Below are 23,197 nucleotides of genomic sequence, written 5' to 3'. Positions count from 1 at the left end.
GGGCGCCGTCACCCGGCGAGCAGGCCCTGGGCCGACGCCGGGGTAGCAGACGGGGCGTCCGGGTTCGGCGAATGGGTTGACCCACGTTCGTAGCCGCGTCCCCACTGGCGCATCCGCGACGGTTATGAAACGGTTTGCTCGTCGTGGTCGTGCCTGCCGTTTGTGTGGTGGTGGCAGCAGTGCACCGACGCGACGTGCGCTGCGAACTCCGCCGCAGCGTGCAGGGCACCCCGCCCCGGACCCCGCGGCGGCACCGCACAGAAGTCCGCCGTGCGCGGAGGAGATGGTGGCTGTGGCCTCGACGAGCAATCCCCCGACCGAAGTCCCTGAGCCCGTCCGGACCGATGGTTGCGGCGCGCGTGGCACCTCGCTCACGCTGTCGACACTGACCGGCCCGCTGGGCGAGATGCACGTCGTCGCGGTCGGTGAGGTCGACATGGTCACCGCGGCTGAACTGCTGGCCTGCCTGGACGGCGCACTGGCACACCCGAGTTGCCGAACCGTTCTCGTGGACCTGCGTGAGGTGGGATTCATGAGCACCCGGGGACTCGACGCCCTCGCCATCGCGTCCGCCCGGGCGAGCGCCGCGGGCGTCCGGCTCGCGGTGGTGGCCGACCACAGGCCGGTGCTGCGCCTGATGGAGATCACCTCGGCCGGTGAGTGGTGCGCGGTCTTCCCGACGCCGGCTGCCGCTCGCGCCGCCGGAACCGACCGTGGCTGACATCCGAAGGCTGCCCAGACCGGTGGCCGACAACTGGACGTGGCAGATGCGCGCCGCGTGTCGGGAGTTGGACAACGCGGTCTTCTTCCATCCGGAGGGGGAGCGCGGGATCGCCCGGTTCGATCGGGAGGCGCGCGCGAAGCGGGTCTGTCGGGCCTGCCCGGTCATCGATGCTTGCCGCCGCTACGCCGTCACGGTGCAGGAACCGTACGGGGTATGGGGTGGGATGTCGGTCGATGAGCGCGCCGCCGTCATCGAAGCCAGCGGCGCCCGAGCCCGCTGACGACGCCCGGCTCGGCCTGGGGTAGTACCGCGGTCGCCCGTGCGACGTCGACCGCACGACACTCGGAGATCCACTGGTGCCCGTCCAACTGGCAGCGGTTGGTGATCAGCTGTGGGCAGTGGGCTCCGAGTTGTTGCTGTAGGCGTCACGGCAGGCGCAGCGGAGGTGGACGCGGCCTCCTGCTCATGATCGCGATCCCGTCCTGTGTTCATCGGACCCGCGGGTTGTCGCGCGGGTGGACGAGCGTGAGTTGATGGCGTGAGGCTGCGGCTGGCACGAATGTTCCAGCCGCACGTCGTTCTCGTCCAAGTGCCGACCCGCCCTCGCGCCGCACACTCGCTCAGGTTCCGGCCGTCCGGCCGGGCCTGAGCACGGAGGGACGAGAATGGCACTCGACTTCAGCCTCGACCAGGACCAGCTGGGGCTGCGCGCCGGCGCCCGGCAGTTCGCCGACACGGTGCTCACCGGCGTCGCGGCGGCGCTCGCCGATATCCCGGGGCCGGAGGAGCGCTTCTACGCGATCAGGCCCTTCTACCAGCAGATGGTTGACGCGGGTTTCCTGAAGGCGCTGATCCCCGACGAGTATGGCGGCAACAAGTTCTCGTCGCTGTCGTTCGTGCTCGCCGCCGAGGAGCTCGCACGGGTCGACATCAACACGCCGACCGCGGTCCTGGCCACCGGTCTGGGGCTGCAGCCGATCATCCACTTCGGCACCCCCGAGCAGAAGGAGCGGTTCCTGCGCCCCTTCACCGACGACGAGCCACGGTTGGCCGCGTTCGGTTTCACCGAGGTGACCGGCGGAGCGAACTTCGACTCCGTCGACCCGAAGGTCGGCGTACAGACGTTCGCCGAGCTCGACGGCGACGAGTGGGTCATCAACGGCGCGAAGCACTACACGACCAACGGCAGCGGCTGGAATCGCGAGCTGCCCGATGTGATCACGCTGGTGTGCCGCACCGACCCGGACAAGCCGCCGCAGGAGTCGCTCGCGGTGATCGTGGTCGAGAAGGGCACCCCGGGGGTGGAGATCACCGGGATCATCGACACGATCGGGCATCGCGCGACGATCTCGCCGCGACTCGAGTTCACCGACGTGCGGGTACCGGCGGGCAATATCCTCGGCCGGCCCGGCGACGGCATGGAGATCGTCAAGACGGCGTTCTCCTGGACCTGCGCCCCGATCGGCGCGGCCTGCGTGGGCCGGATGCGCGCGGCGTTCGACTACGCCTACGAGTTCGCCCGGACCGACAACCGGTCCGGCCCCCACCCCGTCATCGAGTACCAGAACGCCGGCTACATGCTCGCCGACCTGAAGATCCGCATCGAAGCGGCTCGTTACCTGACCTGGAAGGCCGCGGACCACTTCGACAAAACCGGCGGCAAGGACCGCGAGCTGGCGAACATCACGAAGGTCTTCGCCTCGGAGACGTCGGTGCAGGTCGTCTACGACGCCATGCGCCTGGTCGGCGTCGATGCCTACACAGACCTGACTCCGATCGCGGGCATCATGCAGGACGTCCTGTGCTTCCCGGTCTACGACGGCGGCAACATGGGCGTCCGGCGACGCCAGCTGCACGAGATGTTCCAGGACCCCACGTACGACCCGGCCGGAGCGGCCGAGAACCGCCTCTCGACGTCCTGACCTGCGTAGTCCGCAGGTGGTCGCCGTGACGGTCCGGCGACCACCTGTGACTCCGTGTCGAAGGAGTGCCTCTCGCCGGGAGTATCCCGCGTCCTGGCAGGTGGGGGTCATCGCGCGGGCCCGTCGGAACTGAGTTCGGACCCTTCGGGAGGACGCGCGCTGCGGTACTGTTCGACACCTCCGAACGCCCGGCCGACAGGTCGGGCTCTCGCACATCGAGGCGAGGAGGCAGAGCGGTGCCCTACTGGACGACCATGAACCGCCCGCCGACCGAGCAGTTCAGCTACTGGCGGGAGGTCATCTGTGAGGCGTTCACGCCCCTTGCGACGGAGCGCCGCTCAGCTCACCGCCCCGCAGGCCCCCGCCAGTCCGGGATCACCAGCTGGGTCCGGTCCACACCGCTCACCGCGATCAACTGCGCCGAGGTCGTGTCCGCCACCCAGCTCATCTCGCACGGCGAAGCGGAGGTGCGGCGCACCGAATCCGACCAGGTGTTCGTCAACCTGCAACTGCGCGGGCACTGCATCGCGGCGCAGGGTGACCGGACCTGTGTCATCCCTGCGGGCGCGTTCGCGATGTTCGACACCACGAGCGAGTACCGGCTGGAGTTCGTCGGCGAGCCGGCGACCCAGGAATGGCACGTCCTGTCCTTCCGCGTCCCGCGATCCCAACTCGTACCGCTCGTTGCCGACCCGCTCGCGTTCGCAGCGGTGACCCACGATGCGAACGCGGGAGGAGCGGCGGCCCTGGTCGCGTCGACAATGGCCGCCATCTGGCGCACGGCAGACACTCTCGACGGACCGCAGGCGTCGGCCGCCGACACGGCAATCACCGCGCTGCTCGCTGCCGCTGCGGGCGGCGGGGACCGGTTGCGCGACGCCTGCCGGGGCGAACTCGACGCGGCTCTGCGCGCATCGATCAATCGCTACGCGATGGCCAACATCCGTCACGGGGACCTCTCCGCCGTCCGGGTGGCGCGCCGGTTCGGGATCTCGACCCGCACGCTCCACCGGCTCTACGCGGACTCGGACCGATCGTTCGCGCAGACCGTGATTGGCTTCCGCCTCGACGGATGCGCGCAGGAACTCGCGGCCGGCTCGCCGCGGTCGCTGACCGAGATCGCGGCGCAGTGGGGATTCTGCGACCTGTCACACCTGAACCGCGCATTCAGGGCACGGTACGACTGCCTCCCGTCGCAGTATCGGGCGTAGGTCAGCACCCCAACCAGGCCGAGCAGCGACGTGATCGTGCCGGCTATGTCGAGCCGGACCCGCTTCCCCAGCGAGCTGGCCCGACGGTTGCTCACGGCCCTGACCGCGCCGGTGATCCGGGCCGACACGGGTCGAAGAGCGCCGCAGTCCCCGGACCGAGGCGACGTTCGACCGATCAATCGGAGTTCTGCCAACGGGAACGTTGACTTCGCGGCCAGGTTCGCGATCTCCACCGATCGACCGTCCTCTCCCGGCCGGCGACGGTGAACCCGCCTGCGGTGTCCACGAGGCCGCGGTCGCGCAGCCCGTCGGGTTGAGCCGGCAGGACCCCTCGGTCAGCCGGTCCGGGTCTCGATCCGGTAGCCGTGGCCCCGGAGCGTGACGATCTGTGGGACATCTCCGTGCTCGGCATGCGCCGCCAGGTGTTTGCGCAGCGCTGCGACGTGGACGTCGAGGGTCTTGGTGGAGCCGAACCAGTGCTCGTCCCAGACGTCGGTCATGAGGGTGGCGCGGCTGATGGCGACGCCGGGTTCGGCGGTGAGGCGAGCGAGGAGGTCGAACTCCTTGGCGCGCAACGGAATCTCGTGCTCGTGGACGGCGGCGCGGCGCCCGGCGGTGTCGACGACGAGGTCGCCGATGGCGATGGTGGTGGGCGCGGCGGAGGGGACGGCGCGGCGGAGGTGGGCGCGGACCCTGGCGTGCAGCTCGGTGAGGCGAACGGGTTTGGTGAGGTAGTCGTCGGCGCCGGCTTCCAGGCCGACGACCACGTCCATCTCGTCGGTACGGGCGGTGAGGATGACGATGACGGCAGCGGGCTGGGCCGTGCGCATGCGGCGGCAGACCTCGACGCCGTCGAGATCGGGCAGGCCGAGGTCGAGCAGCACCAGATCCACCGGCACTGCCGTCGTGCTGCGCTCCCAGTGCTGCAGGGCGCCGAGCCCGGTTCGGTGCCACATCACCTCGTGACCGTGGGCGCGGAGGCTGGTGGTCAGGGCGCTGCCGATCGTCTCGTCGTCCTCCACGATCAGCAGCCGGCTCATCGACTCAGGGTAGGCGCCGTATCTCGCTGCACCGGCAGGAGTGCCGTGAAGGTGGTCGGTGTGGTCGCGGTCAGGACCAGTCGGCCGCCTTCGGCCTCGACGAGGCTGCGGGCCATCGCCAGCCCGATGCCGTGGCCGGCGGCGCCGGGTGCTCGTCGTTCGAACAGGGTTGCGGTCTCCTCGACGGCACCTGCGTCGGAGACGTCGATGGCCATGGCGTCTCCGGCATCTCGGGCGGTGACGGTCACGGTGCCGGCGCCGTGGCGGACCGCGTTGGACAGCAGCACGTCGAGGGTCTCGCGGATCGCCGCGGTCGATGCGGCCGCGGTCGGGATGTCGGGGGGCAGTGCGATGCGCAGGGTTCGTCCGCCGCCGGCCAGCGCCTCCCGCCAACGCTGGGCGAGCTCGTCGAGCAGCGGTGCGACGTGGAGTGTCTCGGTACCGCGGGTGGTGTCGCGGGCGAGCGCGAGCAGGTCCTCGACGGTGCGTTCCAGGCGATCGGCTGAACTGATCGCGGTGGTGATGGCGCGGCGCAGGTCCCGGTCGGAGTCGCCTGTCTCGGAGTCGCCTGTCTCGGAGTGGATTGACTCGGGTGCGGCCTCCAGAGCGGTCTCGAGTGTCAGTCGGAGCCCGGCGAGCGGGGTCCGCAGCTGGTGGGAGGCGTCGGCGGAGAAGGCTCGTTCCCGGGCCAGTTGGTCACCGAGCCGTCCGGCGGTGCGGTTGAGGGCGGTGCCGACGGCGTCGATCTCCGGGATCGCTGACGGCGGCACGCGGGCGGTGAGGTCGCCGTCACCGAGGCGCCCGGCGGTGTCGGAGAGCTGCTCCAGCGGTCGGGACAGCCGGGCTGCCTGCCGGCGGGCCATGAGCCATGCCCCGCCCAGTGCCACGACAGCCAGGGCGGCCATGAGCAGCCACGCGCCTCCGATCTGCAGGTAGATCGCGAACCGGCCGGTCGCAGCGCGGATGACCCCGGTGACGGCGCCGTCCTTGCTGATCGGCACGGCGACGACGAAGTCCGGACCCGCGTCACCGGCGCGGATCTCGCCGCCGAGCACGCGCCGCAGGGAGGCGTCCAGCGCCGGTGGGCCGGTGCCGAGCAGGAGCCGGCCGGTCGGGTCGTAGAGGGCGATGACCGATCCGGTTCCGACGGCGGGAAGATCGGTCGGGGTCAGCCCGCTGGTCAGTTCGGCGGACAGGGCGAGCGCGGCGACATCGGCCTTGCGCTCCAGCTCGGAGCGCTCGTCATCGATGAGGTACTTCGCGACGATCGCGGCGAGTGGCAGCCCGAACAGTGCGATGGCCAGAATCGCCGCGAGCACGGTGAGGCCGACGATCCGTACGCGCACGGTGCCTCCTGCCTGCCGTGCCGGCAGTTGCGGTCCCCGGGCGTCCAGCATGGCGCAGGCTCCGGTGACCGGACGGTCAGGGTGCGGTTTGCCGTCCGTTTGCCTGTTGTGGTCCGAGCGGTAACGGGTCGGCTCCTACCGTCGCGATCATGTCGTCCTCGTTCGTACAGGCTGCTGACATCGGGCTGGTCACAGCCGGCGTGGTGCTCGGGTTGTGGGCCGTCGCGGTCGCAGCGTCGTTCGCCACCGCGCGCACGACGATGCGACCGGCAGTGTCGGGTGTGATCGTGGCGAGCTCGGGGATGGCCACGGTGCTGCTGGCCGGCTCGATGACCGTCGTGGACACCGTGGCGGACCAGTATTCGATCGCGCAGTGGGACCTCCCGGTTCTCGACTGGTTCCTCGGGCATCGCAGTGGTGTGGCGACGGCGCTGATGACTGCGGTCAGCGCGGCAGGAGGCACCGGTGCCATGGCTGTGCTGGCCGCGGGGGGTGTTGTGGTGCTGGCGTGGCGTCGACACTGGGTCGACGCCGGTGTTGTCGTGGTCGCAGCGGTCGCAGCGTTCGTGCTGAACGCCGGATTCAAACGGCTCTACGGTCGGGCGCGGCCGCCGCTGGCTGATCAGCTCACCCCACAGGACACCTTCGCCCTGCCGTCCGGCCACGCGCTGGTCTCGGTCGTGGTGATCGGTGTGCTGGCGGGGATCTGCGTGCTGCGATGGCGCAGCGGGTCGCGGCAGCTGCTGGCCGTGACTGCGGTGGTCGTGGCTGCGGTGGTGGTGGCCGTGATCGGGATCAGCCGGCTCTACCTCGGTGTGCACTGGTTCACCGACGTCGTGACCGGCTGGCTGCTGGGCGGGGCGTGGCTGGTGGTGTGCCTGGGCGGTCTGTGGGCCTACGAGAGGGTGAACCAGGCGAGGCAGGCCGTGCCGGCGACGATGCAGTAGATCCCGAACGGGCGCAGCGAGCGGGTCTGGAAGTAGCGGGTCAGGAAGCGCACCGACAGGTAGGCGCCGATGCCGGAGAGGAGGCTGCCGACGAGGATCTGCGGGCGGATCCCGTCTCCCAGCGGGCCGGTGAGATCACCGATCTTCAGCACCCCGGCGGCGAGGATCACCGGCGTGGCGAGCAGGAAGCTGAAGCGTGCTGCCTCGGCGTGGTCGAGGCCACGGGCGAGACCGGCGACCATCGCGGCACCGGAGCGGCTGACCCCGGGGGCGAGCGCGGCGATCTGCGCGGCCCCGATGAGCACGGCACGCCCTACGGGCAAGGCGGCGAGCCGTCGGTCGATGGCCTTGTCGGTCTCCCGGTCGACGGTCGTGGCGGTGGCCGGGACGGGTGGCGACGCGGTCGTCGGGGCCTGCGTCCCGGTTGCTCGGCGGCGCAGGTGGTCCCCGACCAGCAGCAGCACGCCGTTGAGCACGAGGAAGGCAGCGGTCGGGATCGGCTTGCTCAGCACGGTGCGGAAGGTGTGTTCCAGGGCGAGTCCGGCGATGCCGACCGGGATGGTGGCCAGCACGAGCAGCCAGGCGAGTCGCTGGTCGGGGTCGGCCACCTCGCGGCGGACGATGCTGGTGACCAGCCCACGAACGATCCGCACCCAGTCCCGCCAGAAGTAGATCACCAGCGCGATCGCGGTGGCCACGTGCAGCCCGACGATGAACGCCAGGTACGGGGATTCGGGTGCACCGACGTCGAGGTCGCGGGCCCAGCTGCCGCCCACGACGGCGGGCAGCAGGACGCTGTGTCCCAGGCTGGACACCGGGAAGAGCTCGGCCACGCCCTGGAGCCCGCCGATGACGATCGCTTCGAGCCATGTCAGATCACTCACCTGGACTCAGACGGTGCCGGACCGGGAAGCGTTGCGCCCGTTGGCCGAACAGGGGCGAAGGTTTGGCCGTCCCCTTACCTGGCGGCCACGGTGGGGTCGCTGTGATCCGCCGCCGGTCGTGGTTCGTGCGGGCGGGCAGCAGCGGGCACAGGTGAGGAGAGGGTAAAATCTCTGCCGCATCCGGCGAAATCGCCACGCCGGTCCTGGCTGTCGGGCCAGGATGCGTCGTGGGTGCGAAGAAGGTGTTGCAGTCCGGCGATGCGATCGGCTCCTGCGCGTGCACATCGGCGGTGGAGCTGGTCTTCGCCGTGCCCGCGGCGTCGACGGCGCCGGAGGCGGTGCGGGAGCGCGTCGGATGCTGGCTCGACGAGCTGGGCTGGCCGGCCGGGATGCCGGCAGCGCAGATCCTGGATGCCGTCGGTGAAGCAGCCGATGGTGCAGCGGGGCGTGCTCGGCACTCGAGGACGAGAACGGCGTTGCTGCGGGTCGTGGGAGCGGTGGAGACGCTCTCGCACCGGCGGCGACGGGTCCGGTTGCACGTCTGCGACGGCGGCGCTGCACCGACTCGTCGGGAGACCGTCGCTGCCATCGCGGAGCTGTCCGGGTTGGTGGACCACGTTGCCATCCGATGGGCGGATCGGGCTCTACCGGATACCGAGGTGCTGCTGGTCAGCCGTTCGGTCGGGCCCCGCGGGTGACTGACACCCAGCCTCCGCTGTACCCGGAGTGCTTCAGTTGGATCCTTACCGTGGTCGGTGCGGTCGGGTTGATCGGCAGCCTGGCGATGGCACGGCAGTCCCGGGCGGTTGTGGAGCGTGACGAGCCGCTGCCCCCGCCCGCGATCCTCGCTACCGATCGCTGCCGGGAGGTTGTCGGTTCCCCAACTGGTCGTAGGCGCGGCTTCATCATCTCGTCAGGTGTGGTGGGGGGTTGCTCAGCCGGACGGCGGCGCTGGGTGCTGTCCGAGTACCTCACGGGCCAGTTCCGCCAGTGAGTGCCGGTCCTGTTCGAGCGCGGCACGGCCGGCGGGTGTGGCTCGGTAGACGCGGCGGGTGCGGCCGTCGACGACCTGTTGCTCGGAGGTCAGGAGCCCGTCGGTTTCCATGCGGTGCAGGGTCGGGTACAGGGTGCCGGGGCTGATGTCGTAGCCATGCTCGGCCAGTTCGCGGGTCATCCACGCGCCGTGGATCTCCTGCTCGGCGGCGTGGTGCAGGATGTGCAGGCGCACCGCGCCGCGTTGGAAGTCTCGCATCGGCACCCCCGTCCGGCCGCGTTCTCGCATCAGTGTCGGATCCGATATCGGAACCGGCACTCTATCTCAGCGTGATCCCTGCCCGCTTGGCCGTGGCGGAGGGTGATGGCGTGTCCAGACGGTCGCGGCGGTGCGGCCGAGGAGCCCGAGGCTCAGCACGGCGACACCGGCGAGAACGGAGTTGATGGGCAGGGTCAGTGCGAGCAGCGCGCAACCGCTGGCCCCGAAGACGGCGAGCGGGCGGAGCCAACGGCGTTGCTCGCCGGGGAGGGTGAAGGCCGCGACGTTGGTGATGGCGTAGTAGGTCAGGATCGTGACGCTGGAGAACCCGATCGCGCCGCGCGGGTCAACGGTGGCCACGATCCCCACCACGAGCGCTCCGAGCAGCAGTTCGGCACGGTGGGGAACCCGGAAGCGGCGGTGCACGGCGGCGAGGAGATGCGGAAGTTCGTGATCACGGGCCATGGCCAGGGTGGTGCGCCCGATCCCCGCCATCAGCGACAGCAGCACGCCGGCTGACGCCACGGCGCCACCGACACTCACCAGCGGGGTGAGCCAGCGCAGGCTGCCGGAATCGGTCACCGTGGCTAGCGGTGCGGTCGTTGCAGCAAGGGTGTCGGGCCCGACCGCGAGCAGTGCCGCGATTGCGACCAGGGCGTAGGTGACGACCACGATGCCGAGTGCGACGGGGATCGTGCGAGGGATGGCGCGCGTGGGATCGCGGACCTCCTCGCCGAGCGTGGCGATCCTGGCGTATCCGGCGAAGGCGAAGAACAGCAGCCCGGCTGCCTGCAGGACCGCGAGCGGTCCGTGACCGGCCCAGCCGGTCAGTCGGGCCGGATCGGCGCTGCCACCGACGAGCGCGGCGACGATCACGGCGATGAGCACGAGAAGGGTGAGTGCGACCAGTACCCGGGTGAGCCTTGCGGTTTTCGTGATACCGCAGCAGTTGACGATGGTCAGCACCACGACTGCGGCGATCGCCGGGAGTGTGGGGTGGGCGGGCCAGGTGTATGCGCCGAAGGTCAGGGCCATCGCGGCGCAGCTGGCGGTCTTGCCGACCACGAATCCCCACCCGGCCAGGAAGCCCCAGGCCGGGCCCAGCCGGCGCCGCCCGTAGACGTAGGTGCCGCCGGAGGCTGGGTAGCGAGCTGCCAATTGGGCGGAGGCGGTGGCGTTGGCGTAGGCGATGACCGCAGCGACGCCGAGTGCGATCAGCAGGCCGGCGCCGGCGACCGAGGCTGCCGGCCCGAACACGGCGAACACGCCCGCACCGAGCATCGAGCCCAGTCCCAGCACGACCGCGTCGGTCGTGCCCAACCGGCGTGTCAGGCGCGTCTCGGCGATCGACGGCGCTTCGTTGTTCACCCCGCGGGTTGGAAGAGCTCGACCAGATTGCCGGCGGGATCCTCCAGCAGGATCTGGGATCCGCCGATGCCCACGACCACCTCGTTGCGAAACCGCAGACCCGCGGTGTGCAACCGCGCCACCTCCGCGGTCAGATCCGTGACGCTGAGCTGGATGCGGTTCCACCCACCCGGCGCCGGCACCTGCCCATCGGGCATCGCCTGTGCGGCCCCACCCACCCCGCCGACCCGATTGAGCAGCAGTCGCAACGGTCCCCGTGTCAGTGCCGCGAACCCTGGAGCAGCGTCGATGGCGACGTCGAACCCGAGGTGCTCGGTGTAGAACGCCATCGCCGCAGCGACGTCATCGACGATGTAGCGCACGCTCGCCATGTCCACGACGGCACCTCCTCGGCGTCAGCCAGCGGGGAGCCCAGCGTGGCATCGGAACTCGATATCGGCCAACGATATCACATTGCAACACGACTTCCGCTGACGAGACGTCCGCTACCCGGGCCAGCCCGACTGGCCATCAAGCCCTCCGACAGGCATCGCCGAGGTTCGGCGCGACCATCGCATTGGCGAGTGCACGCGATGCACTGGCCTGCTGGTCAGCTGCCGGACTGGGTGCCCGGACCCCAATGTGCGTCTAGCCTTACCGTTCGTGTCGGCTTACGAAGATGGCGGGTTGGGTCTGCTGGGGGATCCGACCCGGCGTGCCATTTTCGAGTTGCTCGCTCGCCGGCCGTGCTCGGTGCAGGAGTTGGCGGATCGGCTTCCGGTCAGCCGCCCGGCGGTGTCACAGCACCTCGAGGTGCTCAAGGACGGCGGGTTGGTCGTCAAGTCACGCCGAGGGCAACCGCCGGATCTATCGGCTCAATCCCGACGGTGTCACCGCGCTGCGGACCTGGCTCGACGGGGTCTGGGCCGACGCACTGACGGGTTTTCACAAGGTGGTCGAGGCGGCCGCCAACGCGTCTGGACCCGCGCACCTCGATCTCGAAGGGGAAACCGCATGACTTCCACCGCGCCCATCCCGCCGATCACGGGAACCGTGACCGTCGCCGTATCCCTCGACACGGCGTTCGAGGTGTTCACCAGCTCGATCAACTCGTGGTGGCCGCACCAGTTCCACATCGGAGCGGCCGAGGTTGCTGAAGTGGTACTGGAGCGAGCTGCTGCTCGACGGCTTCGCCAAGTCCGTGGCCGACCAGTCGTGACCGCAGCCGTCGATGCGACAGCGTTCGCCCACGACGAGCGTGCCGAGCTCGCCGAACTCCTGGGCGGCCTGACTCCGGAGCAGTGGAACGCGCCAACGCTGTGCTCGGAGTGGCGAGTGCGGGATGTGGTCGCGCACATGTTCAGCTACGAGGATGTCGGCATGGGGGCACTGATCGGGCGCTTCGTCGCCGGTGGCCTCAATGCCGACCGCATGAACGCCGCGGCCGTGGCCCGTTTCGCCAACCACTCCACCGACGATCTCCTTGAGCGGGTACGGCAATACCTGGACCCCAGCGGGCTCACGGCGAAGTTCGGCGGCCGCATCGCCCTGACCGACGGGATGGTCCATCAGCAGGACATCCGTCGTCCACTGGGTCTGCCCCGGGAGATCCCGGCCGAGCGCCTGCTCTGCGCGTTGCCGTTCGCCTGCACCGCGCGCCCGCTGGGAGCACGCAGACGCATCGACGGCCTCAGCTTCACCACGACGGACCTCGACTGGAGCACCGGCACCGGCACCGGACCGGTCATCGAGGGGCCTGCCGAAGCTGTGCTGATGGCCATCGCAGGCCGCCGCGAATCCCTCACCGAGCTGATCGGGCCCGGGAAGCCGCTCCTCGCTGAGCGGATCAGCGCGGAACATCGCGCTGATCCCAGGCGCGCCCAGTCCGGATGACAGCCACACTCGGGTCGTACCACGTCCAGTACGACCTGTTCGGGACCTGAATCGCACACGCTCGGCAGCCGTGCCAGGTCGTCGGGTACATCGAGGGCCGGACGCAACGGGGCTCCTGTCGGCCATGGCACGTACGGATGGATCATGCTGGCCCCCGGTGACCTCGACACCACGTTCGACAAGGTGCAGGCAGCGGGCGCCGAGGTAGTGCAGGAGCGTGTCCTGCGGCGTGTCCCCGACCGTCGAGGAGGCGGCGCCGCGGCCGGACTGTCGCGGCCCCACGCGTACCGCCACTCCGCCAACCAGCGGGCGCTTCTCGCGGCGGCGCACCCCGAGACAATCGCCACCTCGTTGCGGCGGCGATCTCCGCGCTCACGCACCGGTACTGCTCGGTGCGGCTTCGAGGTCAGCTGTGGGGTGCGGCGAGGGCCTCGACGAGGGTGTTGTAGACGCTGAATCGGGTGTCCAGACCGGTCACTTCGATCGCGCGGAGCACCGGTGACGGGATTGCCACGATCCGAAGGGCCACCTCCCTCGCGTTTGCGGTGTTGGCGAGGTCGACCAGCAGGCCGAGGCCCGCCGAGCTGAGGAAACCGACCTCGCGCAGATCCACAGCCACCAGTGGGGGAACCGTATCGGCATCGAGCACGCCGAACAACGCCTCGCGCAGCCTGCTGACGGTCATCATGTCCACCTCGCCGACCGCTGCGACGATCGCGGCGTCATTGGCGCTGCTGACGGTGACCTGCAGTCCGGCGATCAGCAGGTTTTCATCCGTGGAATCGCTCACCGGTCGAACTCTACGACGCCCGACTTATTTGTCGCATGAGTCCCTCCGAATGGCGGCACGGGTGGGCCATTCGGCTCAGAATCGTCGTCATGATGGCGAGCTCAGAGGGTTCCTGGCGTTCCGGCTGTCGATGCCTCGCACCCGATGCCGCTGCCACATCGTTTCCTGCTGGTTGGGACGGCCGGCCCGTCGAGGGGTGACCGGGTCCTCGTGATCGCCGCCGAAATCCGCATGTGCCGGTGTTTTCGGAGAACTTCGACGCAATTGCGCACCGGGTGAGCAGATTTCGCCGCGGCGCCTCAATCGCTGCCGCGCTGTGAATGGTGCGCGGCGCCGGACGCACTCGATGCATCCGAGCTGGTTCGGTGGCACCCAACGCTTTCTTGCCCGCGCGCTACTGACCGTGCGGGGTTGTGGGAGAAGGTCGGTCGGCTGCTTGCCGACGGCTCGGGTCGAGTAGTCGTGGGCGAGTTCGGCCGAGGCATGGCGGTCTATGGGGCACGCCCTAGCTCGAGCGGCCTGCGGGTGTGGCGCGGTAGACGCGCCGGGTGCGGCCGTCGACCACCCGCTGGCTGCCGGTTGAACGCTCCAGTCCGAGTCCGGCGACAGGGGCGGTGGCCCTTGCCGGTCATCCGTAGCCGCCCTGTGCGGCAATCCATACCGAAGAACGGTTGAACGGCTGTCGGACTGCGCCATCTGCGGCAAACCGGCGCCCTTGGTTGACGCTGAGAATTGTCGGCGTCACGCACGGCGACGTTGCTTGACCATGGGATTCGGTCCTCCTGTCGAGGTTCGGGAGGCCGGGAACGGGGAACCTTTCCTTCATGGGTGCGTCAGGCGTGGATGCGGAGCCGGGACCCGGTCTGGCGGCCCGTTACGAACTCGGTGAGCTGATCGGCATGGGCGGAACCAGCACCGTCTACCGGGCGCGCGATCGCCGCCTCGATCGATCGGTCGCTGTCAAGATCTTCACCTCCGGCAGGTCCGACCACCAGGTCGCGACTGGTCCGGAGGTGCGGATACTGGCCGGGCTGCGTCACCCGGGTCTGGTGTCGCTCTACGACGTCGGGACGGAGGGCGGACGTCCGTTCCTGGTGATGCAGTTGATCGAGGGGGAGCCGTTGTCGCAGCGGATCGGCCGCGGCCCGCTGCCCTGCGCGGAGGCGGTGACGACCGGTGAGGGCGTGGCCGCCGCGCTGGCACACGTGCACCGGCACGGTGTGATCCACCGCGATGTGAAACCCGCGAACGTACTCCTGGATCTGGATCGTCAGCCCTACCTCGCGGACTTCGGCATCGCGCGCTTCGTGGACGCGACACGTGCTACGGCGACCGGAGTCATCGTCGGGACCCCGGCGTACCTCGCGCCGGAGCAGGTGCTGGGTCAGCGGGTCGGACCGGCCGTCGACGTGTACGCCTTGGGCCTGGTGCTGGTGGAGGGTCTCACCGGAACACGTGAGTACCCGGGGAGCCCAGTGGAGTCGGCCGTGGCGCGGCTGCACCGGGCACCCGTGGTACCGGGCGATGTTCCGGCGGCTCTGCGGTCCCTGCTGATGGCGATGACCGACCGCGATCCGGCGCTCCGACCCGCTGCCGGCGAGGTGGCGACGCGCTTGCATCTGATCGCCGACAACCCGCCCCTGGTCGTGACCGACGTCGTCGCCACCACCGGGCGGCGCGTGTTGCCGCATGACGGTGCGAGCGTGCTGGGAGCGATGCTCGACCGGACGGCCGCGTCGACCGGACGGCAGGTTCCCTGGCTGCGTCGACACGTCCGTGATGTTGCTGCCGCAGGGGTTGCGGCGGTCCTCGGGATCGGCGTGCTCCTGCAAACGGATCTCACCGACCTGCGTGCCGGGGCAGGGGTCCCGGCGACCGTCGATCAGCCGGTCGATCGGCACGAAGCCGCACCGCAGGCCGCAACGCCCCCGACGGACCCGGCGGTACCGGCGGTTCCGGTCGTCAGCGCCGGCACCGGCACCGGCGACGCGCAGCCTCTTGGCCCGGTGCCGATCCCGGACGCGTCAGCCGGTTCGGGCAGAAGCAACGCGGCAGCGGACGCCCGATCGGTCGTCGACATCGCCGTTCCCGCTCCTGATGCTTCCGTCGCCGATGGCCCGGTCGTCGAGGCATCCGATGTCCCGTCGGAACACGGCCAGTCTGGTGTCAAGGAACAGGGCGACGGTGCGGAGCAGAAGGGAAACGGCAAGGGGAAAGGCAAGGGTCATGGCGCCGGTGACTGACGATCCTCCCCGGGGGTCGACCCACGTGTCGCGATCGGCACCGGTAACGAATTGGACACAGCTCCTGCGGTGAGAGCGCGTTCGGCCCATCTCCGTTTGCGCAATTCGTGAAGTCGGCCACCATCAAGCAATCACGTCCATGTGGACTGCGTGAACCTGAGCGTCCGCACATCGAAAGGATCTTCATGATCGTCCTGGGTCTCATCCTTCTCGTCATCGGCTATTTCACCGGTCTGAGCCTGCTGTACTACATCGGCGGGATCCTGCTGATAGTCGGCATCATCTTCCTGGTCCTCGGAAACGTGGGTCGTCCGGTCGGTGGGCGAAAAGTGTGGTTCTGACCCGCGCGCCGGAGCCGGTAGCCCCGCCCACCGTCACCGGTGGCGGGCTACCGGTCCGCCCCTGGGCGCCTGCCGGCGGGCCGGGCGCAGATGCGCGACCGGCCCTGTTGCGCGCCCTACTCCTCGGACGGGGCCGATAGGGTCGAGATGGGCTGGAGCGACCACCGTGGTGAGTCGTTGGTCCTGGTCATCCGGCCGGTACGACACGAACGTCCACAACGCCGGGGACGGCTGCTGCGACGACCTTGGCCGGATGCTGCTCGTCGACGTCCTCATACGGGTCGCCCAGCTCTACGACGCCGTGGCTGACCGACACGTCCCAGCGTCCGCGACCGGCGAACTCCGCCAGCGACCGACGAACGTCAGCGGCGATGTCGCTGTCCGGTCGGGTGAACCGGCGCAGGATGTCACGCCGGGAGACGATGCCGACGAGCCCGGCGTCCGGCTCGACGACCGGGACCGAGCGGATGCCGCGGCGGCGCATCAGCTGCACCAGTTCCGCGACGTCGGTCCACGGGTCGACGGTGGTGACCTCGGCGGTCATCACCTCTGATACCCGGCGCGGCGGCGGTGGGGCAGCGAGTTCGTCGTGCAGCTCCCGCGAGTGCGCGTCGTGATGAACGATCTCGCTCATCGCGTCGCCCTCGCTCAGCAGGCCACACAGCGCGTCGTCGTCATCCACCACCGGCATCGCGGTGAACCCGTGCTCCGCCAGCAGCACGAGCGCGTCGTGGATCGGGGTCTGCGGTCGAACCGTCACCACGGACCTGGTCATGATGTCTCGCACGATCATGTCGGCTCCTCCCGTTCTCGTCAGAGTCTGCGCGGCTCCGGCCGGGCTGTCCCAGAGGCCATTGGTCCTGACCCGGGCCGGCAGCAGTCACCTGTGGCTGCCGTCACCGACGGGCCGGCGGGTGCCGCGGTGCTGGCCATGGCCAGCACCCGATTCATCGACCTCCCTGCGGCGGCTCAGCACCGTCCGCGCGCTGCTCGCGGACCTGGTCCGGGTGGCGCGGATCGGTTGGGAGGGACAGCTCGATGTCGGTGCCGGTTCCCGGGGGTGTGCGGCTCGCGGGACCTCCGCCGGCGGGCTACCGACGGAGGTCCCTGTCCGTGAGGGGAGTGCCCGCGGACCATCGGGAGCCACAGACCGGCCGGATTCGACGCGACGGTCGCTGACCGAACGGAGGCGATCGCCGTGGCTACCCGATTCCGGCCCGACCACGGGCTGACCGCCCGCATGCTGATCACTGTCGTGCTGCTTGTCGTGGTGTACGCGGCGTTCGTCTACGCCCTCGTCGCCCTGACCGGATCCGTCGTGCTGGTGCTGCTCATCGCCGGCGGCTTCCTGCTGGTCCAGTTCTGGTTCTCCGACCGGATCGCGCTCTACGCGATGCACGCCACGGTCGTGACGCCGGAACAGGAGCCGCGGTTGCACGGCCTGGTCGACCGGTTGTGCGCGACGGCGGCCATGGAGAAGCCCGCGATCGCCGTCGCCGCCACCGACCTGCCCAACGCGTTCGCGACGGGCCGCAGCTCCCGGCATGCCGTGCTGTGCGTGACCGACGGGCTGTTGCGCAGGCTCGACACCGAGGAGCTCGAGGGCGTGCTCGCTCACGAGCTGTCCCATGTCGCGCATCGCGATGTCGCGGTGATGACGGTGGCGTCCTTCCTCGGCGTGCTGGCCGGGCTGGTGATGCGCATGGGGTTCTTCTCGTCGCTGGTCGGTGGGCGGGGCCGCCGCGACAACACCGCCGTCGTCGTGCTGTCGGTGCTGGTCGTGTCCGGCGCCGTCTACGGGATCAGCTTCCTGCTCACGCGGGCGCTGTCGCGCTACCGCGAACTCGCGGCCGACCGGGCCGCCGCGATGCTGACGGGACAGCCGTCAGTGCTGGCATCGGCGCTGATCAAGGTGTCCGATGACATCGCCCGCATCCCGACGCGGGACCTGCGAACCGTGCAGCCGTTCAACGCTTTCCTCTTCGCTCCGGCACTCGGCACCGGGATCGGGCTGGCCGGGCTGCTCTCGACCCATCCGCCGCTGCAGCAGCGCCTCGACCAGCTCGCGGCGCTCGCCGTGCAGATGTAGGACCCGGTGGGCTTCCTCGACGTCCTGCTCGGACGGACGCGGTCACCGGTGCCGGACCTGCCCGTGCTGTTCCGGATCCCGGGTGCGGCGATGACGCTGCGCGAGGCCACCGGTTTCGCCCCCACCGGCACCGGTGCGGTGTGCGTCCGGGCGGCCGAGGGCGCAGCAGCCGAGCGGGCCTGGACCGACATCCGTGACCTCCTGCGTCTCGATCCCGGAACCGACGTGCGGTTCGTGGCGGACGAGTTCGGGTGCACCTGGGTCAGTTGCCATCGCGACGACGGGGACCTCACGACGCTCACGACCCAGCTGCACGGCGTGAACACCACGCTGGACGAGGCGGGGTTGGGGACGTCGTTGCTGTGCACCGTGACCGGCTTCGTCAGCAATCCGGTCGACGGCGCGCAGCGGCGCCTCGGCCTGGTCCACCTGTTCTCGCGGGGAACGGTCTACCCCTTTGCCCCGACCGCTGGTCGGCAGCGCGATACGGCGTTGGAGCTGCAGGTGCGAGCCCTGCTCGGGAGTGCCCTGCCGATCGAGCCCGATCTCGGTCGCTGGTTTCCGCTCTGGGGAGCGCCGGTCCCGTGACCGGGACATCGGCTCCGACGGGCAGGGACCAATGTCGCGGGTCCGCAACCGTAGGTCCCGCCGGGCCGCGTCGCTCGGCCCTGCCGCGAGGGCTGCGAGGGCTCCTAACGTCGTGTCATGTTCGAGGTGCGGGTGCATGGCCGAGGCGGCCAGGGTGTGGTCACGACTGCGGCGCTGCTGTCGATCGCGGGGTTCCGGGACGGCAGGCAGGCCCAGGCGTTCCCGAGCTTCGGCTCGGAGCGCACCGGTGCGCCGGTGGTCGCGTTCTGCCGGCTGGCCGACGATCCGATCCGGTCGCGGGAGCTGGTGTTCGCGCCCGACGCGCTCATCGTGCAGGACGCCACGCTGCTGCACCACGTCGATGTCTTCGCGGGGCTGCGCCCCGACGGGTACGTGCTGGTCAACTCCTCCCGCTCCGTGGCTCAGCTGGGCATCGGTCGCATCGCCGACCGGCTGGCTGCCGGGCGGGTCCTGATCGTGCCGGCGTCGCGGATCGCGACCGAGCACCTCGGCAGGGCCTTGCCTGGCGCCGCGTTGCTGGGGGCCTTCGCGGCCCTGACCGGCCAGGTCACGCTCGGCAGCGTCATCGTGGCCGTCCACGAGCAGTTCATCGGGCCGGTCGCAGCGGGGAACGCCGCTGCCGCGCGGGCCGCATTCGACGCCGTGACGCCAGAAACCGTGACGACAGATCCCGGGGCGAGGAGCAGGACATCATGCTGAGGCAGATCGAGGGATCGCGCGCGGTGGCCGAGGCGGTGGCCGCCTGCCGGCCCGAGGTGATCTCGGCCTATCCCATCTCGCCGCAGACGCACATCGTGGAGCAGCTGAGCACCCTCGTGCGCCTCGGCGCGCTCGGCGCGTGCCAGTTCGTCAACGTCGAGTCGGAGTTCGCCGCGATGTCGGTGACCATCGGTGCCTCGGCGACCGGCTCCCGCGCGTACACCGCCACGGCGAGCCAGGGGCTGCTGTTCATGGCCGAGGCCGTGCACAACGCCGCCGGGTTGGGCCTGCCGATCGTCATGACCGTGGCCAACCGGGCGATCGGCGCGCCGATCAACATCTGGAACGACCACAGCGACGCGATGAGCCAGCGCGACGCCGGGTGGGTCCAGCTCTACGCCCGGACGGTTCAAGAGGCCGCGGACCTGCACGTGCAGGCGTTCCGGCTGGCCGAGGAGGTCTCGCTGCCGGTCATGGTCTGCTTGGACGGGTTCGTGCTCACCCATTGCTACGAGCCGGTCGACGTGCCGGACCGGGAGCGGGTGGCGGCGTTCCTCCCGGACTTCCGGCCCCGTCAGGTGCTCGATCCCGACCATCCGGTGTCGATCGGCGCGATGGTCGGGCCCGAGGCCTTCACCGAAGTGCGCTACCTCGCCCATGTCGCGCACCTGCGGACCCTGGAGGTCGTCCCGCGGGTGGCGGCGGAGTTCGCGGCCCTGTTCGGCCGCGACTCCGGAGGGCTCCTGCACCCCTACCGCTGCGATGACGCGACGACGGTCGTCGTCGCGCTCGGATCGGTGCTCGGGACGCTCGCGGACACCGTCGACGAGCTGCGGCACGGGGGCGTGCGGGCCGGTGTCCTGGGCGTCACCTCCTACCGGCCGTTCCCGTTCGCGGCTGTCCGTGCCGCGCTGCGGACGGCAGACCGCGTGGTGGTGATCGACCGGGCGCTCGCCCCGGGAACCGGTGGGATCCTCGCCGCCGACGTCCGGACGGCGCTGACCGGGGTGCCGGTACCGGTGTCCACCGTGGTCGCCGGGCTCGGCGGGCGGTCGATCACCCGGTCGTCGCTGGGGGCGATGTTGCTGCACGCCGAGCGGGACGAGTTGGAGCCGCTCTCGTTCCTCGACCTCGACGTCGCACGAGTGGACCGGGAGCTCGCCCGAACCGCCTCCCCGAAGGGCCGGTGGTGACGGTGGCTGCGCAGCCGATCCGCTTCTACCAGACCGGGACCCACGTGGTGGGCAACCGCCTGCTCGAACCCGGTCAGCGCTCGGTGCAGGCCGACGAGCACCGCGCCAACTCCCTGACCTCCGGACACCGGGCCTGCCAGGGCTGCGGCGAGGCGCTGGGTGCGCGCTACGTGCTCGACGCCGCGATGCGCGCCACCGGCGGGAAGATCGTCGCGATCAATGCGACTGGCTGTCTCGAGGTCTTCTCCACGCCCTACCCCGAGACGGCGTGGCGGCTGCCGTGGCTGCACTCGCTGTTCGGCAACGCACCCGCCGTGGCCACCGGGGTGGCCGCGGCACTGAAGGCGCAGGGGCGCGCGGATGTCCGCGTTGTGGGCCAGGCCGGCGACGGCGGCACCGTCGACATCGGCTTCGGTGCCCTGTCGGGCATGTTCGAGCGTGGTGACGACGTCCTGTTCGTCTGCTACGACAACGAGGCCTACATGAACACCGGCGTGCAGCGTTCCGGGGCGACGCCGCCTGCCGCCGCCACCACGACCACCCCCGCGGTCGGCCCCGCACCGGGGGCTCCGTTCGGGCAGGGCAAGGACCTGCCGCGGCTGGCGATGGCCCACGAGATCCCCTACGTGGCGACGGCGACGGTCGCCGACCTGCGCGATCTCGAGGCCAAGGTGGCGCGCGCGATGGAGTTCCACGGTGCGCGGTACCTGCACGTGCTGGTGCCCTGCCCGCCGGGCTGGGGCAGCGCCTCGCGCGACACGATCCGACTGGCCCGCCTCGCTCGCGACACCGCGCTGTTCCCGGTGTTCGCGGCGGAGCGCGGCGAGGTCGTCGACGTGTCGCGCCTGCGCGAGCAGCGCCCGGTACAGGAGTACCTGCAGCCGCAGGGCCGCTACGCGCACCTGTTCGGCGACCCGGGCCGCCCCGATCTCGTGGCCGCCATCCAGGCACTCGCCGACCGCAATGTCCGCCGCTACGGCCTGCTGGAGGAGCACTGATGGACGAGCCCTTCGCGATCACCCTCGACGTGGGGTCCAGCCTGGCCAACCACACCGGGACCTGGCGCACCGAGCGACCCGTCTACCTCGACCGGACGCCACCCTGCACCGCAGCGTGCCCAGCCGGGGAGGTCGTGCAGCGCTGGCTCTACGACGCCGAGGACGGCGGCTACGAGTCCGCGTGGCGCATGATCATGGCGGCGAACCCGTTTCCCGCCATCACGGGCCGGGTCTGCTACCACCCGTGCGAGAGCGCCTGCAACCGCGGCGAGCTCGACACGGTGGTCGGCATCCAGTCCGTGGAACGCTTCCTCGGCGACGAGGCCGTGCGGGTCGGATGGGTCCCGGATCCCGTCGCCGCCCCGACCGGAAGGCGTGTGCTCGTCGTCGGGGCCGGCCCGTCCGGGCTCTCGGCTGCCCACCAGCTCGCCCGCCGCGGGCACGCCGTCACCGTCCGCGACGCGCAACCGCTGCCGGGCGGCATGATGCGCTACGGCATCCCGGCCTACCGCCTGCCCCGCGCCGTGCTCGACGGCGAGATCGCGCGGCTGCTCGCCCAGGGCATCGCCCTGGAGACGGGAACCACCGTCGACGACGTCGCTGCCGCCGCGCGGGAGTTCGACGCCGTGTACCTCGCCGTCGGGGCGCAGCTCGGCCATCGCACCACCATCCCGGCGGGTGACGGCGCCCGGGTCCTCGACGCGCTCGCCCTCTTGCACGACGTCGCCGCGGGGGAGCCCCCCGCGCTCGGCAGGCGGGTGGTCGTATACGGCGGCGGCAACACCGCGTTCGACGCCGCCCGCAGCGCACGGCGCCTCGGCGCCACCGACCCGCTCGTGGTCTACCGGCGCACCCGCGACCGGATGCCGGCCCACGACGCCGAGCTCGCGCAGGCGATCGAGGAAGGCGTGACGGTGCGCTGGCTGTCCACCGTGACGCACACCGATGCGGAGACGGTCACCGTCGAGCGGATGGAGCTCGACGACACCGGCTTCCCGCAGCCGACGGGCGAGTTCGACGAGCTCGCCGCCGACACCCTCGTGCTCGCGCTCGGCCAGGACGTCGACTCGTCGGCGCTGACCGGCGTGCCCGGGATCGTGGACGCCCATGGGCTGCTGCGGACCGGTCCGGACTTCGCGACCACGGTGCCCGGCGTGTTCGCCGGGGGCGACGCCGTGGCGGGTGAACGCACCGTGACCGCCGCGATCGGGCACGGCGCACAAGCGGCGCGGCACATCGACGCGTACCTGCGCGCGACGGCCTACCAGCCGCCGCCGAAGCCGCTGCCGGCGACGTTCGACCTGCTCAACCCCGTCTACTACAGCGACGCACCGGCCACCGTGCGCAGCCGACTCGAGCTCGCCCGCCGGGTGAGCACGTTCGACGAGGTGGAGGCCGGCCTCGACGCGGACACGGCGCAGTTCGAGGCCCGTCGCTGCATGTCGTGCGGCACCTGTTTCGAGTGCGACAACTGCTACGGCATGTGCCCGGACAACGCGATCACGAAGCTCGGGCCCGGGCTGCGGTTCGCCATCGACTACGACTACTGCAAGGGATGCGGGATCTGCGTGGCGGAATGCCCTGCCGGCGCGATCACGATGCAACCCGAGGAACGCTGAGCGGCACCGTGACCAGTGACGATCGGACTCCGCTCCACTCCCGACCACCC

At 70.5% G+C, this 23,197-nt stretch carries 23 protein-coding genes and 1 pseudogene; 16 read left to right on the top strand and 8 right to left on the bottom strand.

Annotated elements, in window-relative coordinates; genetic code table 11:
• The first annotated feature begins 292 nt into the window (after nt 1-292).
• The 4 genes from ACFPFQ_RS16175 to ACFPFQ_RS16160 all read left to right on the top strand — a co-directional run bounded on the left by ACFPFQ_RS16175 (nt 293) and on the right by ACFPFQ_RS16160 (nt 3,857).
• A complete protein-coding gene (locus tag ACFPFQ_RS16175) occupies nt 293-721 on the top strand; it encodes an STAS domain-containing protein (protein ID WP_379619493.1) in 429 nt (142 codons plus the stop codon).
• Nucleotides 714-1,004, top strand: a complete 291-nt coding sequence (locus ACFPFQ_RS16170; RefSeq protein WP_379619491.1) for a WhiB family transcriptional regulator — start codon at nt 714-716, stop codon at nt 1,002-1,004. The genes ACFPFQ_RS16175 and ACFPFQ_RS16170 overlap by 8 nt, the downstream gene beginning before the upstream one ends.
• A gap of 385 nt (nt 1,005-1,389) precedes the next feature.
• On the top strand, nt 1,390-2,646 hold the full coding sequence (locus tag ACFPFQ_RS16165) for an acyl-CoA dehydrogenase family protein (RefSeq protein ID WP_379619489.1): 1,257 nt from the start codon (nt 1,390-1,392) through the stop codon (nt 2,644-2,646).
• Between the two features lie 254 nt (nt 2,647-2,900).
• A complete protein-coding gene (locus ACFPFQ_RS16160; protein WP_379619754.1) occupies nt 2,901-3,857 on the top strand; it encodes a helix-turn-helix domain-containing protein in 957 nt (318 codons plus the stop codon).
• 335 nt (nt 3,858-4,192) lie between these two features.
• On the opposite strand, the gene ACFPFQ_RS16155 is transcribed toward ACFPFQ_RS16160, so the two are convergent.
• The gene (locus ACFPFQ_RS16155; RefSeq protein ID WP_379619487.1) at nt 4,193-4,897 is read right to left on the bottom strand and encodes a response regulator transcription factor; all 705 of its coding nucleotides are present in this window, start codon (nt 4,895-4,897) and stop codon (nt 4,193-4,195) included.
• Complete coding sequence (locus tag ACFPFQ_RS16150; protein ID WP_379619485.1) at nt 4,894-6,243, bottom strand: HAMP domain-containing sensor histidine kinase; 1,350 nt, start codon at nt 6,241-6,243, stop codon at nt 4,894-4,896. Before ACFPFQ_RS16150 ends, ACFPFQ_RS16155 begins: the two co-directional genes overlap by 4 nt.
• A 149-nt stretch (nt 6,244-6,392) precedes the next feature.
• Between ACFPFQ_RS16150 and ACFPFQ_RS16145 the strand changes: the two genes are divergently transcribed.
• A complete protein-coding gene (locus ACFPFQ_RS16145; protein WP_379619483.1) occupies nt 6,393-7,190 on the top strand; it encodes a phosphatase PAP2 family protein in 798 nt (265 codons plus the stop codon).
• Here the strand turns inward: ACFPFQ_RS16145 and ACFPFQ_RS16140 are convergent.
• Complete coding sequence (locus tag ACFPFQ_RS16140) at nt 7,139-8,074, bottom strand: undecaprenyl-diphosphate phosphatase (RefSeq protein ID WP_379619481.1); 936 nt, start codon at nt 8,072-8,074, stop codon at nt 7,139-7,141. The two genes, ACFPFQ_RS16145 and ACFPFQ_RS16140, sit on opposite strands and share 52 nt — an antisense overlap.
• Nucleotides 8,075-8,301: 227 nt before the next feature.
• Here ACFPFQ_RS16140 and ACFPFQ_RS16135 point away from each other — a divergent pair, with 227 nt between their 5' ends.
• Nucleotides 8,302-8,772 carry a hypothetical protein gene (locus ACFPFQ_RS16135; protein ID WP_379619479.1) on the top strand — a complete coding sequence of 157 codons (471 nt, stop codon included), beginning with the start codon at nt 8,302-8,304 and terminating at the stop codon, nt 8,770-8,772.
• Nucleotides 8,773-9,008: 236 nt separating this feature from the next.
• Here ACFPFQ_RS16135 and ACFPFQ_RS16130 read toward each other — a convergent pair whose 3' ends face one another.
• The 3 genes from ACFPFQ_RS16130 to ACFPFQ_RS16120 form a co-directional block, all read right to left on the bottom strand.
• Nucleotides 9,009-9,326, bottom strand: coding sequence for a PadR family transcriptional regulator (locus ACFPFQ_RS16130; RefSeq protein WP_379619477.1), 318 nt, complete (start codon nt 9,324-9,326; stop codon nt 9,009-9,011).
• A gap of 66 nt (nt 9,327-9,392) precedes the next feature.
• On the bottom strand, nt 9,393-10,694 hold the full coding sequence (locus ACFPFQ_RS16125; protein WP_379619475.1) for an APC family permease: 1,302 nt from the start codon (nt 10,692-10,694) through the stop codon (nt 9,393-9,395).
• Nucleotides 10,691-11,065, bottom strand: coding sequence for a VOC family protein (locus ACFPFQ_RS16120; RefSeq protein ID WP_379619752.1), 375 nt, complete (start codon nt 11,063-11,065; stop codon nt 10,691-10,693). The genes ACFPFQ_RS16125 and ACFPFQ_RS16120 overlap by 4 nt, the downstream gene beginning before the upstream one ends.
• A 250-nt stretch (nt 11,066-11,315) precedes the next feature.
• Between ACFPFQ_RS16120 and ACFPFQ_RS16115 the strand changes: the two are divergent.
• Both ACFPFQ_RS16115 and ACFPFQ_RS16110 read left to right on the top strand, forming a co-directional pair.
• Nucleotides 11,316-11,471: pseudogene (locus ACFPFQ_RS16115) on the top strand (ArsR/SmtB family transcription factor); the annotation flags it as partial.
• A gap of 417 nt (nt 11,472-11,888) precedes the next feature.
• A complete protein-coding gene (locus ACFPFQ_RS16110) occupies nt 11,889-12,566 on the top strand; it encodes a maleylpyruvate isomerase family mycothiol-dependent enzyme (protein ID WP_379619750.1) in 678 nt (225 codons plus the stop codon).
• Nucleotides 12,567-12,972: 406 nt separating this feature from the next.
• On the opposite strand, the gene ACFPFQ_RS16105 is transcribed toward ACFPFQ_RS16110, so the two are convergent.
• A complete protein-coding gene (locus ACFPFQ_RS16105; RefSeq protein WP_379619473.1) occupies nt 12,973-13,356 on the bottom strand; it encodes an STAS domain-containing protein in 384 nt (127 codons plus the stop codon).
• A gap of 824 nt (nt 13,357-14,180) precedes the next feature.
• Here ACFPFQ_RS16105 and ACFPFQ_RS16100 point away from each other — a divergent pair.
• Together ACFPFQ_RS16100 and ACFPFQ_RS16095 are read left to right on the top strand one after the other, a co-directional pair.
• The gene (locus tag ACFPFQ_RS16100) at nt 14,181-15,599 is read left to right on the top strand and encodes a serine/threonine-protein kinase (RefSeq protein WP_379619471.1); all 1,419 of its coding nucleotides are present in this window, start codon (nt 14,181-14,183) and stop codon (nt 15,597-15,599) included.
• Between the two features lie 185 nt (nt 15,600-15,784).
• The gene (locus ACFPFQ_RS16095; protein ID WP_379619469.1) at nt 15,785-15,940 is read left to right on the top strand and encodes a hypothetical protein; all 156 of its coding nucleotides are present in this window, start codon (nt 15,785-15,787) and stop codon (nt 15,938-15,940) included.
• Between the two features lie 187 nt (nt 15,941-16,127).
• Here ACFPFQ_RS16095 and ACFPFQ_RS16090 read toward each other — a convergent pair whose 3' ends face one another.
• The gene (locus ACFPFQ_RS16090; RefSeq protein ID WP_379619467.1) at nt 16,128-16,733 is read right to left on the bottom strand and encodes an HPP family protein; all 606 of its coding nucleotides are present in this window, start codon (nt 16,731-16,733) and stop codon (nt 16,128-16,130) included.
• A gap of 405 nt (nt 16,734-17,138) precedes the next feature.
• On the opposite strand from ACFPFQ_RS16090, the gene htpX reads away from it, so the two are divergent.
• The 6 genes from htpX to ACFPFQ_RS16060 all read left to right on the top strand — a co-directional run bounded on the left by htpX (nt 17,139) and on the right by ACFPFQ_RS16060 (nt 23,147).
• A complete protein-coding gene (gene htpX, locus ACFPFQ_RS16085; protein ID WP_379619465.1) occupies nt 17,139-18,029 on the top strand; it encodes a zinc metalloprotease HtpX in 891 nt (296 codons plus the stop codon).
• Nucleotides 18,030-18,035: 6 nt separating this feature from the next.
• On the top strand, nt 18,036-18,617 hold the full coding sequence (pspAB, locus tag ACFPFQ_RS16080; protein ID WP_379619463.1) for a PspA-associated protein PspAB: 582 nt from the start codon (nt 18,036-18,038) through the stop codon (nt 18,615-18,617).
• A 117-nt stretch (nt 18,618-18,734) separates the two neighbouring features.
• Entirely contained in the window at nt 18,735-19,337 is a 603-nt protein-coding gene (locus ACFPFQ_RS16075; RefSeq protein WP_379619461.1) for a 2-oxoacid:acceptor oxidoreductase family protein, read from the top strand.
• Nucleotides 19,331-20,530, top strand: a complete 1,200-nt coding sequence (locus ACFPFQ_RS16070; RefSeq protein ID WP_379619459.1) for a hypothetical protein — start codon at nt 19,331-19,333, stop codon at nt 20,528-20,530. Before ACFPFQ_RS16075 ends, ACFPFQ_RS16070 begins: the two co-directional genes overlap by 7 nt.
• Before the next feature lie 2 nt (nt 20,531-20,532).
• Entirely contained in the window at nt 20,533-21,528 is a 996-nt protein-coding gene (locus ACFPFQ_RS16065) for a thiamine pyrophosphate-dependent enzyme (RefSeq protein ID WP_379619457.1), read from the top strand.
• On the top strand, nt 21,528-23,147 hold the full coding sequence (locus ACFPFQ_RS16060) for an NAD(P)-binding protein (RefSeq protein WP_379619455.1): 1,620 nt from the start codon (nt 21,528-21,530) through the stop codon (nt 23,145-23,147). Before ACFPFQ_RS16065 ends, ACFPFQ_RS16060 begins: the two co-directional genes overlap by 1 nt.
• Nucleotides 23,148-23,197: the final 50 nt, after the last annotated feature.

It is taken from the genome of Pseudonocardia sp. GCM10023141, from assembly GCF_042653605.1.
This window is presented reverse-complemented; position numbering and strand designations above follow the sequence as displayed.